Source organism: Bradyrhizobium sp. Ec3.3 (genome assembly GCF_000472925.1).
Classification (GTDB): Bacteria; Pseudomonadota; Alphaproteobacteria; order Rhizobiales; family Xanthobacteraceae; genus Bradyrhizobium.
Map to the genome: position 1 here is coordinate 156,802 of NZ_AXAS01000017.1, position 15,742 is coordinate 172,543.

Here is a 15,742-nt window from a genome sequence, read left to right on the forward strand (position 1 = left end):
CCGCACGCTATTTGGACTTCGGTCCAAACCGCGGCACGCAGGTGCGTGTCGCCGTGATGCCGCTTTCGGTCATCTTAGCACCGCGCACTTCCTTGATCTGCCCGGCGGGGCAGGTGCCGTCATCGACCATCACGCGCTGGCCAAGCCGCAAGCCGACGATATTCTGCTCGCGCCCGACCGTGTCGGCGCGCGCCAAGGTTATTGTTGCTGCGGCAAACAGCGCGCACAGGCTCATCGCGCGAAAATGGGTCATGACGAAAAATCCAAACCTCGATGCGGCGATGTTAGAAAGCCGCGCGCGATTCTCATAGTGAACCTTCGTCACGCGCGCCGTGCCGGCATGTCGCTGCCGCGAAGCGCGGCCAGCGATTGCGTCGCGAGCTTTTCGGCTGACGCCACCAGTTGCGGAACGGAATGGCCGGAAAAGCCGAGGACGAAACCGGGCAGGGGACGGGCGCGCGCATAGGTGTCGGCCAGCAGCCAGCCTTCCGCGCCGGCCGCGTGCTTGGCCTGCGAGGCGATGCGCAGATCCACCGACGGCTCGAACCGCGCGACCAGATGCAGGCCTTGCGAGGGCACGGGAACAGACAGCCGGCCGTCGGACGCGGCCTGAAGCGTCGCAGCCAGTGCATCGCGCGCCTCACGATAGAGCTTTCGCACGCGCTTCAGGTTCGCAGCGAAGGCACCGGAGTTGAGCATGTCCGCGACCGCGCCTTCCATCAGCGTACCGGGAAAACGGTCGAGCGCGGCCCGCGCAGTCGCGACCGTGCCGATCAAGCGCTCCGGCAGCGCGCAATAGCCGATGCGCAGGCCCGGAAACAATGTCTTGGCAAATGTGCCCATGTAGATCACGCGCTCGAGCTGATCGATGCCGGCGAGCGACATCAGGGGTGCGCCGTCATAGCGGAACTCGCTGTCGTAATCGTCCTCCAGCACGAAGGCGCCAGCCTCCCTCGCCCAGTCCAGGAGCTCGAGCCGGCGCGGCATCGACATCTGCACGCCCAGCGGAAATTGATGCGACGGCGTGACATAGGCCGCGCGCGCCCTTGGTGCCGCCGTCCGGCCCTTGGCGACACGCAGGCCGTGCTCGTCGACCGGCACGGAGACAGCGCGATATCCGCAATGGAGGATAGTCGCGCGCGCGGTGGGGTAGCCCGGATCCTCGCACCAGATCTGGTCGTTGGTTTTGAGGATCGCGCCGAGCACGATGCGCAAGGCGTGCAGCGTGCCTGAGGTCAGCATGATCTGGTCGGGATCACAGCGCAGGCCCCGCGCCGCGAGCAAATGATCGGCAACCGCAACGCGCAACTCGCGGCTGCCGCGCGGATCACCATAGTGCAGATGTTCACTTCCGAAGGCGCGCATGCGCCGGCCGACGAAGCCGCGGAAGCGTTGCAGTGAGCGCTCGTCGATGTGGGTGCAGCCGAGTGCCAGCGTGCCCTGCCGCGGCGCCTCGACGATGATCTTCGCCTTGCGCGCATCGCTTGCGCGCAAGGGAATTTTAGCGGCGACAAACGTCCCGGAGCCGATGGTTGCCTCTGCAAACCCGTCGGCGATCAGCCGCTCATAGGCCGTGACGACGGCGTTGCGCCGGAAACCGGTTTGCTTCGCCAGCGTCCGCGATGGCGGCAGCGGCTCGCCCGGCCTGACCAGGCCTTCCACGATCGCGTGGCAGAGCGCCTGGTAGAGCCGGTGCGCCGAGGGAGCGCTCGCCGTAATGTGCGCTCCCGAAAAATCGAGCGGCAGCTCGGCCCTGCGCGGCGCGGCTTTCGGGGGCGGTTTTGAATTGGTCGGAATTTTTCGCATGGAATTGGCACTATCGCAGACCAAATGGGGCGCTACAACTCCTTCCAGATTCAATTTCACGACAGGAGCCGCCGTGTCCGACGGTATCGCCACCACGTCCTATCCGGTCTCGTCCCGCAACCAGGTGAAGCGCCGCCATGATCGCGGGTCCTATGATCACGCCACCGTTCACCGCATCCTGGACGCCTCGATGCTGTGCCACGTCTCCTATGTGATCGACGGCCAGCCCTATTGCACGCCGACCTTCTTCTGGCGGGAAGGGACCAAGCTCTATTGGCACGGCTCCAGCGCGAGCCGCATGCTGCGCAACCAGTCGAGCGGGCAAAGGGTCTGTCTCACCGTTGCACATCTCGACAGCCTGGTGCTGGCGCGCTGCGGCTTCAATCATTCGGCGGACTATCGCGCGGTGATGGCCTTCGGGACCGCTTACCTCGTGACGGACGCGGAGGAGAAGCAGCGCGCGCTGGTCGCCATGGTCGACCGCTTCTTCCCGGATCGCAGTGCGGGCTTGCGCCCAAGCAGCACGCAGGAGGCCAAGGCGACGTCCTTCATCGCGATGGAGATCGAGGAAGCCTCCGCCAAGGTTCGCGCCAAGGGCCTTGCGGACGACGATGAAGACTATGCATTGCCAATCTATGCGGAGCGGATCCCCGTGCGCACCGTGCTCGGCGCGCCGGAACCTTGCAAGCGCCTGCTCGACGGCGTCACGCGGCCAGCGACGTTGAATGGTTATTCGGAGGGCCGACTGCTCGAAGATGCATTGCTGGATGCCTATTTTGAGGAGTACCCGGAGGGCTGAAATCGGCTAGCTTCGCGGCGCTCTTGGGAATGCCTGACGGAGTTGCCAGCATGAATGCCGATACGCAGCAGAGGATTCTCGACGCCGTCGATGCCGGCTTCGAGGCCCAGCTTGCGACCACACGCGATTTCGTCGCGATCCCCTCGACCCGCGGCGCTGAGGGGCCCTGTCAGGACATGATGGGTGATCTGCTCCGCGCGCGGGGTTATGAGGTCGACGACTGGCACGTCAACGTCGACGAACTCAGGGATCTGCGCGGCTTCGGTCCGATCGAGCATGATTTCTCCAAGGCGCGCACGGTGGTCGGCACCTACCGCCCGCAAACGAGCGGCGGCAAATCACTGATACTGCAAGGCCACTGCGACGTCGTGCCGGCGGGACCGCTGGAGCTCTGGGACACCCCGCCATTTGCGCCGGTCATCAAGGACGGCAAAATGTACGGCCGCGGTGCCTGCGACATGAAGTCCGGCACCATCGGCGCACTCTATGCGCTCGATGCGATCAAGGCCGCAGGCCTTCGGCCCACGGCGCGGATCCATTTCCAGTCCGTGATCGAGGAGGAGAGCACCGGCGTCGGCGCGCTCTCGACGCTCCAGCGCGGCTATCGCGCCGATGCCTGCTTCATTCCGGAGCCGACCGGCGGCAAGATGGTGCGCTCGCAGGTCGGCGTGATCTGGTTTCGTCTGCGCGTGAAGGGCCATCCGACCCATGTGGCGTTTGCCGGCTCCGGCGCGAATGCGATCATGGCCGCCTATCATCTGATCCAGGCGTTGCAAAAGCTCGAGATAGAATGGAACGAGCGCGCCAAGAGTGATCGTCACTTCAAGACGCTCAACCATCCCATCAACTTCAACCCTGGCATCATCAAGGGCGGCGACTGGGCCTCCAGCGTGCCGGCCTGGTGCGACGTCGATTGCCGTATCGCGGTTCTGCCGGGCTGGTCCATCGCCGATCACCAGAAGGAGATTCTGGCCTGCGTCGCGGCCGCGGCGCGAAACCACCGCTTCCTCGCCAACAATCCGCCCGAGGTCGAATGGTCCGGCTTCCTGTCGGAAGGCTATGAGCTGACCAACGCGGCCGCGCCCGAAGCCGCCTTCGGCAAGGCCTTCAACGCCGTCTATGGCGGCGCGGTCGAAGACCTCGTCTTCACCGCGCTCACCGACACCCGCTTCTACGGCCTCAACCACGGCATCCCCAGCCTCTGCTTCGGCCCGAGCGGCGGCGAGATCCACGGCTTCAATGAATATGTCGATCTGGAGTCGCTGAAGAAGTCGACCAAGGCGATGGCGCTGTTCATCGCGGAATGGTGCGGGGTGGAGAAGGGGTAGGTCCTATCTCCATGAGAAGCCTGTTGCGGCGCTACTGGTTTCGTTTCGACGGGATTGGACCGTACGACCCGCTCCAAAGAGGATGTGGCGTCACGGCCTACAGTTATGAGGATGCATTGGCCATTCTCGGCCAAACGGTCTTCAAAGAGCAAGGCGTGCTGGCCGTGGCTGAGGTGATCGAAGACGTAGACATCCGTACGCTCGACCAGGGTCACGCGATTCCCAACATGGAAGCCCCAGTCTGGCGAGGCGTTTGGTATCCAAAAGGCCATCGGCGGACTTGGTAGCTTGCAGCGCTTCGGGAGGGGAGGGCACTGGCGCGTCAAGATGCTTTAAGCTTAAAATAAAGACTAGGATGGCGGCGCGGCCGGTGGCAGACTGGCGACCTGTCGCCTGCGAGTCTGGGAGTAACGATGCGCGATTGGGATGATGCGTATGCCAACTCGGCTCATGTGCCGGGATCGGACACACTGCCCGCGCTCTGGGCCGAGCGCGCCGCGTCCTATCGCGCGGGGCTCAGGGCATTTCGTCCGGACATCGCCTATGGCTCAGGCGAGCGCCAGTGTCTCGACCTGATCCTGCCCAATGGCGACACAAAGGGCCTCGTCGTCTTCGTCCATGGCGGCTACTGGATGCGGTTCGACAAATCGTCGTGGACCGACCTTGCTGAAGGCGCGCGCCACCATGGCTTTGCCGTCGCGCTGCCGAGCTACACGCTGACGCCGGCCGCGCGCATCTCCGACATCACGGCCGAGATGGCGGCTGCCATCGCCACCGCGGCCGCGCTCGTCGCCGGACCGATCCGGCTTGCCGGCCACTCCGCCGGCGGCCATCTCGTCACCCGTATGCTCTGCAAAGACAGCCGGCTTGAGCCTGCAGTCTACAACCGCATCGCCGGGACGCTGTCGATCAGCGGTCTGCACGATCTGCGCCCGCTGCTGAAGACCAAGATGAACGCCACGCTTGGCATGACTCTGGAGGAGGCGACGCTCGAAAGCGCCGCGCTGCATCTGCCGCGCGGACACGTGCCGCTCACGGCCTGGGTCGGCGGCGCCGAGCGGCCCGAATTCGTCCGCCAGGCCGAGCTGATGGCAAACGTCTGGACCGGTTTTGACGTGCCGACGCGTCTGGTGGTCGAGCCTGGCTACAACCATTTCACGGTCGTCGACGGGCTCAAGGATCCCTCGTCGAAAATCACCGCGAACCTGGTTGGCCTGGACTGACGCAGATCTGAGAGGGGATGTCATGACCAGCAACGACTACGATCCCACCGCCGAGGGCGCCGAGACCGATTTCGCTCGGCGGATGTCCTACGGCGACTATCTCCAGCTGGATGCGATCCTTGGCGCGCAGCATCCGCTGTCGGATGCGCATGACGAGATGCTGTTCATCATCCAGCACCAGACCTCGGAGCTCTGGATGCGCCTTGCCATTCACGAGCTCAGCGCCGCCCGTCGCGCCATCGCGCGTGACGAGGTATCGCCGGCGATGAAGATGCTGGCGCGCGTCTCCCGCATCTTCGAGCAGCTGAACAGCGCCTGGGACGTGCTGCGCACGATGACCCCAAGCGAGTACACGCATTTCCGCTCCAAGCTCGGGCAATCCTCGGGCTTCCAGTCGAGCCAGTATCGCCTGATCGAATATCTCCTCGGCAACCGCAATCACGCGATGCTGAAGCCGCATGCGCATGACGCCGAGGTCACGCATCTTCTCGAGGCGGAGCTGGCGACGCCGAGCCTATATGACGAGGTGCTGCGCCTCGCCGACCGCAAGGGGCTCGCGATGCCGCCTTCTGTCCTGGCGCGTGACGTCCGCGAGACACACAGCCTGAACGAAGGCGTGCTGGAGGCGTGGCGGGAGGTCTATGAGGCGCCGGAGACGCATTGGATGCTCTACGAGCTCGCCGAAAAACTCGTCGACTTCGAGGATTATTTCCGCCGCTGGCGCTTCAATCACGTCACCACCGTTGAGCGGGTCATCGGCTTCAAGCGCGGCACCGGCGGCACCGGCGGGGTCAGCTATCTCAAGCGCATGCTGGAGGTCGAGCTGTTTCCCGAACTTTGGCGCGTCCGCACCATTCTTTGAGCCAGCCATGACCAAGACCCGACTTCGCGTCTACGACGACACCAGAGCGCTCTTCCATCTGCCCGAGGGCGTGATCTATCTCGACGGCAATTCGCTCGGCGCGCTGCCGCTGGGCGTTGCCGAAAAGGTTGACCGCGTGATCCGGCAGGAATGGGGCGATGAGCTCATTCGCGCGTGGAACACGGCGGGCTGGTACGTGCAGCCGCGCAACGTGGGCAATCGCATCGGCCGGCTGATCGGCGCGGAGGCGGGCTCGGTGATGATGGGCGACACGCTCTCGCTCAAGGCCTACCAGGCGCTCGCCGCCGCGCTCGATATGAAGCCTGAGCGCAAAATCGTGCTCTCTGACACCGGCAATTTTCCGACTGATCTCTACATGGCCGAAGGCCTGATCGCGACGCTCGGGCGAGGGCACCAGCTGCGCCTCGTGGCGCCGGAGGCGGTCCAGGCCGCGCTGTCGGAGGAGATTGCGGTGCTCTACCTCACGGAGGTCGACTACCGCACCGGTCGCCGCCATGACATGGCGCAGCTCACTGCAAAGGCGCATGCGCTGGGCATCGTGACCGTCTGGGACCTCGCGCATTCGGCCGGCGCACTGCCGGTCGATCTCGCCGGCGTCGACGCCGACTTCGCTGCGGGGTGCACCTACAAATATCTCAACGGCGGTCCCGGTGCGCCGGCCTTCCTTTACGTCGCGCCGCGCCACGCCGATCGGGCGCGCGCCGCGCTCTCGGGCTGGATGGGCCACGCAAAGCCGTTCGCCTTCGATCTCGGCTATGCGCCCGCGGGCGGCGTGGAACGCATGCGCGTCGGCACGCCGTCGGTGCTCGCGATGGCTGCGCTGGAGGCTTCACTCGACATCTGGGACCGCGTCGATCTTGGCGAAGTGCGGGCCCGCTCGCTGGCGCTCGGCGATCTCCTGATCGCGGAGGTGGAGCGCCGCTGCCCGGAGCTTAAGCTCGTGACGCCACGCGCGCACGAGATGCGTGGCTCGCAGGTTTCCTTCGCCTTTGACGGCGGCTACGCCGCCATGCAGGCCCTGATCGCCCGCGGCGTGATTGGCGACTTCCGCGCCCCCGACATCATGCGCTTCGGCCTGACGCCGCTGTATATCGGGGAGGACGAGGTGATGAAGGCCGCCGAGATCATCGAGGAGGTGATCGTTGGCGAAGTATGGAGGCGACCGGAATTCCAGGTCGTGAATGCGGTGACGTAGCCCGCGCTGTCTCCACAACGTCATTGCGAGCGCAGCGAAGCAATCCAGACTATCGCCGCGGTGGGATTCTGGATTGCTTCGTCGCTTCGCTCCTCGCAATGACGAGCTTGTGGCAAGCGCTATCCACACTGTCGTATCCCAATTGTTCAAGCCAGGGCATGACTGAGATTGTGTATCAACCCGCCTTGCGCGCTTTCGTGCGCGCTGCCGGCGCTTTCTTCTTCGCCTTGCCCTGATTGTATTCGATCGCTGCACGCACGAGCTGTTTCAGCGCCCGCGCGTTGATCTTGTCACCTTCGAGGAAATCGATTGCGCGGCGTTCGTTGCCATCGAGGCCGGCGTTGAAGAGTTTTTCGGGATCGGCGAGACGCGCTCCGTACATGAAGGTCAGCTTCACCTTGCCCTTGTGGGCATTGGCGACCGCGATGATGCCGTCGCGCTCCCACACCGGACTGCCCATCCACTTCCATTCCTCGACGATCTCGCTGTCGGCCTCGAGGATGGCGTTGCGCAGGTTCGCAAACATCTTGCCGCGCCAGTCGGTGATCCCGGCGATCAGTTGGTCGATTTTTTCCGATGGAGTCATTTGAGGTTCTGTGCTCCCAATTCTGGTCCTGTTCTACGTCGGGCGAGCGATCGCCGTCAGCCACTTCGCCATTTGGTGGCATAGGGCAGGGCGAACAGATAGAGGCCGGAGAGCAGAAGCAGCATGAGCGGGAACAGCGCCAGGAGGCCGATCCAGACCGCCTGCATCTCCAGCCCCATGGCGAGGACATTGACGATGACGGCCACCGTGAAGCCAATCGACAGCCAGCGGTGAACCTGCCGAATCCACATGTTCCAGTTCAATGAGACCTCCTGTCCTAGAGTGCAACGGCGGCGTCAGTCTGCCTGCGGCAGGACCTCTTCCAGCTTCGCCAAGAACTGCTTCCATCCGGCATGCGCGCCGCCATAGGCCTGCTTCTGGTCCGGGCGGAATCCCACCTGCTCGACGCGGAGCAGAGTTCCGCCGCGCGTCGGGGTGAGGGTAAAGGTCACCACGCTCTCCAGATTGTAGGCCGCATCCTGATGCGCAAAGTTCCAGGTGTAGGCGAGCGCCTTGTTCGGCTCGATCGTGAGGACCTCGCAGTCGAGCACGCCGCCCCACTCGCCGGTGAGCTTGAAACGATGGCCCGGCACCGGCACAAAATCGTTCTTCATCAGCCACTCCGAGATCAAATGCGGCTGCGTCAGGGCCCGCCAAAGCTTCTCGGGCGGATGTGCGAACTCGCGCTCGACGACGACGGAACGGGTCTCGGTCTTGTTCATTGGTCCATCCTCTTGAGAAGATCCTCGAGGTCATCGAACCGGCTTTGCCAGAAGCCGGTCATCTTGCTGGTCCAGTCGATCAGCGGGGCGAGCGCGCGAAGCTGCGCGCTGTAATGCGTCTGGCGGCCCTCGTGGCGGTCGCGCACGAGGCCCGCTTGTTTCAACGCCATCAGATGCTTCGAAACGGCTGGTTGCGACACGCCGGCCCGCGCTGTCAACGCGCCAACGGTCTGCTCGCCGTGGCGGCACAGCCGTTCGAAGATAGCCCGCCGAGTCGGATCGGCAAGGGTCCGGAACAGCACATCGTGGGTGTTGGCCATGTGAGATTGATAACTCATTGGTTATGAATTGTCGTATAACCCGATAGTTATGAATTCGTCAAGCGGGGATGCGCCTGACGTCGCTCGCGCCTGGACGGAACGCCTCTAGCTTGAATCAATTCAAGCCAGGCGCGACAGCTCCAATCGCACCTCCGCTCGTGCCGGATGGCTGGGCTGCATGTTTCCGTATGGGTTGTAAGTTGACTTGCTCCACACGCCGGCGCTGAGTCAGTCCCAAGGCATCGCTGCCGGGGAACGAGCAGACGTGCCGGCAGGAGGGCGGAAATGTTCGAAGTGCGCAAGCCTGGTTGCATCTTCATCGTCTTTGTGTTGCTCGTCGCAATTGGCGTGAGCCTTGTTGCTTCGCGGCCTGCGCAGGCGCAACAGAACTCCGCGGTCCTTTTCCAGAACGTCCGCATCTTCGATGGCCGGAACAGTACGCTCTCGGCGCCATTCAATGTGCTTATCCGCAATGGCAAGATCGAGAAGATCTCGGCCGCGCCGCTGACCGCGGATGCGCAGGCGATCGATGGCGGCAATCGCGTGCTGATGCCCGGGCTGATCGACGCGCATTGGCACGCGATGCTGGTGCGCCCGACGCCGGCGGCTGCGATTGCGGGCGACGTCGGCTACCTGAATCTGCAAGCGGCCGCGGAAGCCACCGCCACACTGATGCGAGGTTTTACGACGGTGCGCGACATGGGCGGCCCGAGCTTCGGGCTCAAGCGCGCCATCGACGAGGATCTCGTGGCAGGTCCCCGCATCTATCCCTCCGGCGCGATGATCACCATCAGCGGCGGCCATGGGGACTTCCGGCAATTGTCCGACCTGCCGCGGACGATCGGCGGCATGCTGAGCCGCATGGAGCTGATTGGCGGCAGCATGGTCGCCGACAGTCCGGACGAGGTCCGCGTGCGCGCCCGCGAGCAGCTCATGCAGGGCGCGACGCAGGTCAAGCTCACGGCGGGCGGCGGTGTGGCCTCGCCGTTCAGCCCGCTCGACGTCTCCACCTTCACCGAGCCCGAGCTGCGCGCGGCGGTCGAGGCGGCCGAGAACTGGGGCACTTATGTGGCCGTGCACGCCTACACGCCGGTGGCGATCCAGCGCTCGATCGCGGCGGGCGCGAAATGCGTCGAGCACGGCCATCTCATGGACGAGGCCTCGGCGCGTCTGATGGCCGAGAAGGGCATCTGGCTGAGCACGCAGCCGTTCCTCGATCTCGCCGGTGCCGCCGCGCTGGGGCCCTCGGAGCAGGACAAGATGCAGCAGGTGGTCACCGGCACCGACAGGGTCTATGCACTTGCCAAGAAGTACAAGATCAAGACCGCCTTCGGCACCGACGTCCTGTTCTCCAAGGCGCTCGCCGAGCGGCAGGGCGCGATGCTCGCCGACCTCACCCGCTGGTACACGCCGGCCGAGGCGCTGGCGATGGCGACATCGGCGAACGGCGAGCTCCTGAGCCTGTCCGGTCCGCGCAATCCCTATCCCGGCAAGCTCGGCGTGGTCGAGGAAGGCGCCTTGGCGGACCTGCTGCTGGTCGATGGCAACCCGATCGAGAACATCAAGCTGGTCGCAGACCCCGCGAAGAATTTCGTCGTCATCATGAAAGGCGGAAAGATCTACAAGAATACGCTGGCCGGCGACAGCAGGAGATAGCGACGTCGATAGTGTGGTGCGCCTGCGCCCACACCCCGTCATTGCGAGCGCAGCGAAGCAATCCAGGCTGTCTCCGCCGAGGCAGTCTGGATTGCTTCGTCGCAAGAGCTCCTCGCAATGACAGCGTTGATAGAGCTGCGCGCCTAACCTCGACGCTCGTAGGGTGGGGTAGCGAAGCGTAACCCACCATGTTGGCCGTAACCACCCCTAGCCCCCATGTCGCAGCACCTCGATGGGATCGAGCCGCGCGGCGCGCCAGGATGGGTAGAGCGTTGCGAGAAACGAAAGCGTCAGCGCCATGATCACGACTGCCGAGGTTTCTCCGACCTCGATGTCCGCCGGTAGCTTCGAAAGAAAGTAGAGCTTTGGCGGAAACAATTCGGTCCTGGTCAGCCAGGACATGAATTGCCGGATCGACTCGATATTGAGGCAGGCCAGAAGCCCGACTACGAAGCCGATCAGCGTACCTGCGACGCCGATCGAGGCGCCGGTGATCAGGAAGATCCTCATGATCGAGCCCTGCGAAGCACCCATGGTTCGCAGGATCGCAATGTCGCTGCTCTTGTCCTTCACCAGCATGACGAGGCCCGACACGATGTTCAGGGCAGCCACGAGGACGATCAGGGCCAGGATCAGGAACATCACGTTGCGCTGGACCTGAAGCGCGCTGAAGAAGGTCGAGTTGCGCTGTCGCCAATCGACCAGGAAGATCGGCCGGCCGGCCGCCTCCATCACGTTCCTGCGAAACATGTCGATGCGATCAGGGTCGGTCGTGAACACCTCGATTGCCGTGACATCGCCGCTGCGGTTGAAGTAGGACTGCGCCTCCGCGATCGGCATGAAAACCATGCTCGCGTCGTACTCCGACATGCCGATCTCGAACACGGCCGTGACCTTGTATTTCTTGATACGCGGCATGACGCCCATTGGCGTCACCGCGCCGTGCTGCGCGACGAGAGTGATGGCGTCACCGTCATGCAGCGAAAGCTGATCGGCGAGGCCCTGGCCGATCGCAACGCCCTGATCGTCGTCAAAATGCTCGATCGACCCCTGCTTGATGTTGCCGGCGACCGAAGCGAGCTTGTTGAGATCGACCCCTCGGATCCCGCGCACCAGAACGCCGGAGGCGTTTGCGGATGATGCCAATGCCGTCCCGTCGACGACGGGCGCCGCCAGTCGAACCCCCTTCAACTGGTTGATCCGTTCGGTCACGTCCTTCCAGTCGGTCAGAGGCGATTCCAGCGGCTGAACCAGAACATGCCCGTTGAGCCCAAGGATCTTGTCCAGAAGCTCTTTGCGGAAGCCGTTCATGACCGCCATCACGATGATGAGGGTCGCGACGCCCAGCATGATGCCGAGAAACGAAAACCCAGCGATGACCGAGACGAAGCCTTCCTTGCGCCGCGCGCGCAGGTAGCGCGCAGACAGCATCCATTCGAACGGCGCAAAGGGAGCGGTCTTCCGCGGCGCTGTCATGATCCTCAGGGCTCGTCAGGCCTGTCATTGTGTCCGGTTGCAGCCGGTTTGGCGACCCTGGAGTCCTCAGGCAAACGTGGCGCGTGGAGGCAGCATCGATATCATCGCGGCTATGACCTCGGACGTCATTGCTTTGCGCCGCGGGACAATTCACGTTGAGAATTCAAGACACTGGGAGGAGATCCGATGACGCCGCTCGAAAGACTTCATGCGATGAAGATGCCGTTCGCCGAGCTCAAGGGTGTGGAGTTCGTCGCGGCTGAGCCGGATCGCGTGGTGGCGAGAATGACGGTCAGGCCCGACCTTTGCACGCTCGGCCACATCGCGCATGGCGGCGCCATCATGGCCTTGGCCGATTCGGTCGGGGCGGCCGCGACCGTGATCAATCTGCCGGCGGACGCCAAGGGCACGACGACGCTGGAGAGCAAGACCAATTTCATTGGCGGGGCGATGGAGGGGGCGACGGTGGTCGCCACGGCGACTCCGATCCATCGGGGGCGGCGGACGCAGGTCTGGCAGACCCGTCTCGAGACCGAGGACGGCAAGCTGGTGGCGCTGGTGACCCAGACCCAGATGGTCCTCGTATGATTACGGGGCTTTGATTTTGTTAACGAATTGGTCGTTTGCCATGCCTCTAACTTGGGCAGGTTCCCGTCTTGCAAACCATGCTGCGACGCACAATATAGGAGGCCTAGGGATTCGAACGCCTCCTCGAGGGACACCAAGAGGAGTTTTGACGTGGCACTTGAAGAGACCATCCGCACAGAGTCGGTTCGGGGCTATGTGCGGACCCTGATCCAGCAAGAGGAATTGCCGCTCCTGCGCGATCATCTGCTGAGGCTCGATCCCGAGAGCCGGCACGACCGCTTCAACGGTTTTCTCGACGACAGCTTCATCGAGCGTTACGCCGCGCGCTGCGCGGACGACGGTACCGTGATCGTCGCCTACATCGTCGAAGGCGTGGTCCGCGGCGCGGCCGAGCTGCATCCGCCGGAAGGCGATTCGCTGCCCGAAGTGGCGTTCAGCGTGGAAGCCTCCGCGCGCCGCCAGGGCGTCGGGACCGTGCTGTTCCGGCGGCTGATCGCGGAAGCGCGCTGGAAGGGTTTTGGTCGCCTGCGGATCACGACGGGCGCGGAGAATCACGCGATGCGGGCGCTGGCGAAGAAATTCGGCGCGCATCTGGCATTCCGGCACGGCGAGTCGACCGGCACGATCGATCTCACCAAGACGCCGGAGGCGGAGCTTGCGGATCTCGCTGCTGCGCCATTCAAGGCCGGCCGCGCGCTGCTGAGCTTCAACAGCACGTGGTGGAAGCTGTTTTCCAGCATGTACGGCAATCGCGCTGCCTGAGCACGATTCGCAAAAGTGCGCGGCGGTTTTGCCTCGCGACAAACGCGAAGTGTTTGCACCGAGATCGTGCGCAGACAAAGAGAATCAAAAAGCGGACCGGCGAGGCCGGTCCGCTTTCGTATCTTCAAAGACTAGAGCGCTTCAGGTGCCAGTACGCTTGTCGTTGCCGAAGCGGCGCACGACGCGGCGCTCGACCACCACCGAGCGCTGCGCGCCCTGTTCGCCGGCGATGACGCGCGTGGCGGTGATACGGCTGTTGGTACGGGCCTGCTTCTTCACCTCGGCCTGTACGACGTCGAGCGGCATGCCCATCAGGGACGCGGCGATCTCGGCCTGCTGCTCCTGATCGTCGGTGATGCCGATCGCGGCGAAAATCGCCTCGTCCAGGGTCGGCGGATCGTGGCGGACGCGCCGCGTGCCATATTTGGTATTCCAGTCTGCGCTCATGGTAGCCTCATTTCGATCCGGGATACCTAGTGCCGCCTATGTTGCATTGCAATATGAATTTGGTGTGGCATCTCAGTTATTCGCCTCTTGCATTGATCCCATGTCAGGGCGGTGACGGCTGACCGGCGTCGAGCGCGATCTTCGGCTGCGGCCAGCGTTTAAGTGCTGCATGTCCGGCGTCGGTCAATCCGTAGATTCCCCGCTCGGCCCGTGCGAACCAGCCATAGACGTTGTGCAGCAGGATCTTGCCGGCATCAGGACACCGCGCGCGCAGATCGCGCACCGCCCGTGGGCCGTCGGCGAGTGCCGAGGCACAGGCCAGCGCCTGCTGGCGATAGGCGGTCATGATCGGCGCGCGCGTGCTGCCGCCGAGGACTGGATCGCCGTGGCGGCGCTGATGTTCGGCGACGAGTCGCGAGCGCTTCTTCGGCTCGCGGCGCGGCGCCGCGGTCGGCGGCTTCACCAGCACCTCGACCTGGCCGCGCTCGGTGACTCCAAGCATGCCGAAGCCGAGGCGGCGGCAGAGATTGCGATAGCGCGCATCGCTCTCGCGCCCCTTGCCGCGCGCGGACATTTTTGCGGCGATCCAGATCTCATCGCCGGCCGGGGCGCGATCGACCGCCTGCAAGATCAGCTCGAGATTGAAGGCGAGCTTGAGCTCGCCGATCACCACGACCGGCGGATCGCCGGGGCTGAGACCAACGAGATCGCAGCCGCCGATCTCGCCCTTCACGGTGAAGCCGAGCTCTTCGAGAAAGCGTTTGACAGGCAGATAAAGCGCGGTTTCCAAAGGCCGTTCCGTCGGAGAATCAGTTGCGGCCAGTCTAGCCCGGATCTGAGACGCTTCTCGCGCCATTTGATCGGGGGTGGATGGGCCGGCTATCTTGCCAGCGGGACAGTCGGGCGCTTTGCAGAAGATGACAATCAGGAACGGGCTCTATCACATCCGGATCGAGATGCTGGATGGCGTGCAGGGCGGCAATCAAGGCGTCATGCTGCGCGACGGCGCCATGCGGGGCGGCGATTCTTTTTTCTTCGCCTACGGCAGCTACACCTCGGCCGACGGCAAATGGAAGGGCGAGTTGACTAACGAAGAGCATTCGCACTCGTTCGACGAGCGGCCGGTGTGGGGCCGCAAGGTCGTGACCATGGGCTTCAGCGGCACCTACGCCGACGAGACCGCCTGTGGCGAAGGCATCGCGCTCGCCGGCAAGCAGAGCATCCGCTTCAAGGGCAATCTGCGGCTACTGGTGCCGGATTAAACCCGTCCGCTCACCGAGATCAGTGCGCCCGTCACGGCGCTTGCGGCGTCGCTTGCGAGGAACAGGATCACCTCGGCGAGTTCCTCAGGTCGCACCCATTTGGAAAAATCAGCATCCGGCATGCTGGCGCGGTTGGCCTTCGTATCGATGATCGAGGGCAGCACCGCGTTCACTGTGACCTTGCCTTTCCACTCGTTGGCGAGTGCCTCTGTGAGGCGGTGCACGCCGGCCTTCGAGGCTGCGTAGGGACCCATGCCGGAGCCGGCCTGGAGCGCGCCCATGGCGCCGACATTGACGATGCGCCCGGCCTTCGAGGCCGCAAGATAGGAGAGCGCTGCGCGCGAGGTGTTGAGCGCAGTCAGCACGTTCAGCGCATACATGCGCTGCCAGGTCTTGATGTCGCCGTCGGCGACGGTCTCGAAGGCAAAGCCGCCGGCGATGTTGATCAATGCATCGAGGCGGCCGAAATGTTTTGCCGCCGCCGAGACCGCCGTCTTCGCCTGCGCCTCGTCCGAGAGATCGACGCCGCCGAGCTCGATATGCTGCGCTGTCGCGGGCGCCCGCGAAGGTGCGTAATCGATGCCGGCGACGCGCGCTCCGCGCGCCAGCGCCGTCCCCGCCACCACCTGGCCCAGCGCCCCGAGCGCACCGGTCACGACAATGACTTTTCCCTGCACGATGCTCTCCGT

20 protein-coding genes are annotated in these 15,742 nt (G+C 64.1%); 10 read left to right on the forward strand and 10 right to left on the reverse strand.

Annotated elements, in window-relative coordinates:
- Positions 1-7: 7 nt before the first annotated feature.
- Complete coding sequence (locus YUU_RS0119460; RefSeq protein ID WP_027523906.1) at positions 8-253, reverse strand: DUF6719 family protein; 246 nt, start codon at positions 251-253, stop codon at positions 8-10.
- 68 nt (positions 254-321) lie between these two features.
- On the reverse strand, positions 322-1,806 hold the full coding sequence (locus YUU_RS0119465) for a PLP-dependent aminotransferase family protein (RefSeq protein WP_027523907.1): 1,485 nt from the start codon (positions 1,804-1,806) through the stop codon (positions 322-324).
- Between the two features lie 73 nt (positions 1,807-1,879).
- Between YUU_RS0119465 and YUU_RS0119470 the strand changes: the two genes are divergently transcribed.
- The 6 genes from YUU_RS0119470 to kynU all read left to right on the forward strand — a co-directional run bounded on the left by YUU_RS0119470 (position 1,880) and on the right by kynU (position 7,234).
- Entirely contained in the window at positions 1,880-2,605 is a 726-nt protein-coding gene (locus YUU_RS0119470; protein WP_027523908.1) for a pyridoxamine 5'-phosphate oxidase family protein, read from the forward strand.
- 50 nt (positions 2,606-2,655) lie between these two features.
- A complete protein-coding gene (locus YUU_RS0119475; RefSeq protein WP_027523909.1) occupies positions 2,656-3,933 on the forward strand; it encodes an ArgE/DapE family deacylase in 1,278 nt (425 codons plus the stop codon).
- A 23-nt stretch (positions 3,934-3,956) separates the two neighbouring features.
- A complete protein-coding gene (locus tag YUU_RS0119480; protein ID WP_156944390.1) occupies positions 3,957-4,220 on the forward strand; it encodes a hypothetical protein in 264 nt (87 codons plus the stop codon).
- 126 nt (positions 4,221-4,346) lie between these two features.
- Positions 4,347-5,156, forward strand: a complete 810-nt coding sequence (locus YUU_RS0119485; protein WP_027523911.1) for an alpha/beta hydrolase — start codon at positions 4,347-4,349, stop codon at positions 5,154-5,156.
- A 22-nt stretch (positions 5,157-5,178) separates the two neighbouring features.
- A complete protein-coding gene (gene kynA, locus YUU_RS0119490; RefSeq protein WP_027523912.1) occupies positions 5,179-6,018 on the forward strand; it encodes a tryptophan 2,3-dioxygenase in 840 nt (279 codons plus the stop codon).
- Positions 6,019-6,025: 7 nt separating this feature from the next.
- On the forward strand, positions 6,026-7,234 hold the full coding sequence (gene kynU, locus YUU_RS0119495; protein WP_027523913.1) for a kynureninase: 1,209 nt from the start codon (positions 6,026-6,028) through the stop codon (positions 7,232-7,234).
- 175 nt (positions 7,235-7,409) lie between these two features.
- Here the strand turns inward: kynU and YUU_RS0119500 are convergent, their stop codons facing one another.
- Genes YUU_RS0119500 through YUU_RS0119515 form a run of 4 tightly spaced genes read right to left on the reverse strand, consistent with a single transcriptional unit; the run spans position 7,410 to position 8,862 of the window.
- Entirely contained in the window at positions 7,410-7,820 is a 411-nt protein-coding gene (locus YUU_RS0119500; protein WP_027523914.1) for a DUF1801 domain-containing protein, read from the reverse strand.
- A gap of 56 nt (positions 7,821-7,876) precedes the next feature.
- Positions 7,877-8,083, reverse strand: coding sequence for a hypothetical protein (locus YUU_RS0119505; RefSeq protein ID WP_027523915.1), 207 nt, complete (start codon positions 8,081-8,083; stop codon positions 7,877-7,879).
- A 33-nt stretch (positions 8,084-8,116) separates the two neighbouring features.
- On the reverse strand, positions 8,117-8,542 hold the full coding sequence (locus YUU_RS0119510) for an SRPBCC domain-containing protein (protein ID WP_027523916.1): 426 nt from the start codon (positions 8,540-8,542) through the stop codon (positions 8,117-8,119).
- The gene (locus YUU_RS0119515; RefSeq protein WP_027523917.1) at positions 8,539-8,862 is read right to left on the reverse strand and encodes a helix-turn-helix transcriptional regulator; all 324 of its coding nucleotides are present in this window, start codon (positions 8,860-8,862) and stop codon (positions 8,539-8,541) included. The genes YUU_RS0119510 and YUU_RS0119515 overlap by 4 nt, the downstream gene beginning before the upstream one ends.
- Before the next feature lie 285 nt (positions 8,863-9,147).
- On the opposite strand from YUU_RS0119515, the gene YUU_RS51175 reads away from it, so the two are divergent.
- On the forward strand, positions 9,148-10,518 hold the full coding sequence (locus tag YUU_RS51175) for an amidohydrolase family protein (RefSeq protein ID WP_051389799.1): 1,371 nt from the start codon (positions 9,148-9,150) through the stop codon (positions 10,516-10,518).
- Positions 10,519-10,725: 207 nt separating this feature from the next.
- Here YUU_RS51175 and YUU_RS0119525 read toward each other — a convergent pair whose 3' ends face one another.
- Positions 10,726-11,994, reverse strand: a complete 1,269-nt coding sequence (locus tag YUU_RS0119525) for a lipoprotein-releasing ABC transporter permease subunit (RefSeq protein WP_027523918.1) — start codon at positions 11,992-11,994, stop codon at positions 10,726-10,728.
- Between the two features lie 186 nt (positions 11,995-12,180).
- On the opposite strand from YUU_RS0119525, the gene YUU_RS0119530 reads away from it, so the two are divergent.
- Complete coding sequence (locus YUU_RS0119530; protein WP_027523919.1) at positions 12,181-12,582, forward strand: PaaI family thioesterase; 402 nt, start codon at positions 12,181-12,183, stop codon at positions 12,580-12,582.
- Positions 12,583-12,732: 150 nt separating this feature from the next.
- On the forward strand, positions 12,733-13,344 hold the full coding sequence (locus YUU_RS0119535; protein ID WP_027523920.1) for a GNAT family N-acetyltransferase: 612 nt from the start codon (positions 12,733-12,735) through the stop codon (positions 13,342-13,344).
- 141 nt (positions 13,345-13,485) lie between these two features.
- Here YUU_RS0119535 and YUU_RS0119540 read toward each other — a convergent pair whose 3' ends face one another.
- Together YUU_RS0119540 and YUU_RS0119545 are read right to left on the reverse strand one after the other, a co-directional pair.
- Positions 13,486-13,791 (reverse strand): hypothetical protein, encoded by a 306-nt coding sequence (locus tag YUU_RS0119540; RefSeq protein ID WP_027523921.1) that lies wholly within the window; start codon positions 13,789-13,791, stop codon positions 13,486-13,488.
- Positions 13,792-13,894: 103 nt separating this feature from the next.
- Complete coding sequence (locus YUU_RS0119545; protein ID WP_027523922.1) at positions 13,895-14,581, reverse strand: DUF2161 domain-containing phosphodiesterase; 687 nt, start codon at positions 14,579-14,581, stop codon at positions 13,895-13,897.
- Between the two features lie 127 nt (positions 14,582-14,708).
- Between YUU_RS0119545 and YUU_RS0119550 the strand changes: the two genes are divergently transcribed.
- Positions 14,709-15,053 (forward strand): hypothetical protein, encoded by a 345-nt coding sequence (locus tag YUU_RS0119550; RefSeq protein WP_027523923.1) that lies wholly within the window; start codon positions 14,709-14,711, stop codon positions 15,051-15,053.
- Here YUU_RS0119550 and YUU_RS0119555 read toward each other — a convergent pair.
- A complete protein-coding gene (locus YUU_RS0119555; RefSeq protein ID WP_027523924.1) occupies positions 15,050-15,730 on the reverse strand; it encodes an SDR family oxidoreductase in 681 nt (226 codons plus the stop codon). The two genes, YUU_RS0119550 and YUU_RS0119555, sit on opposite strands and share 4 nt — an antisense overlap.
- Positions 15,731-15,742 lie beyond the last annotated feature (12 nt).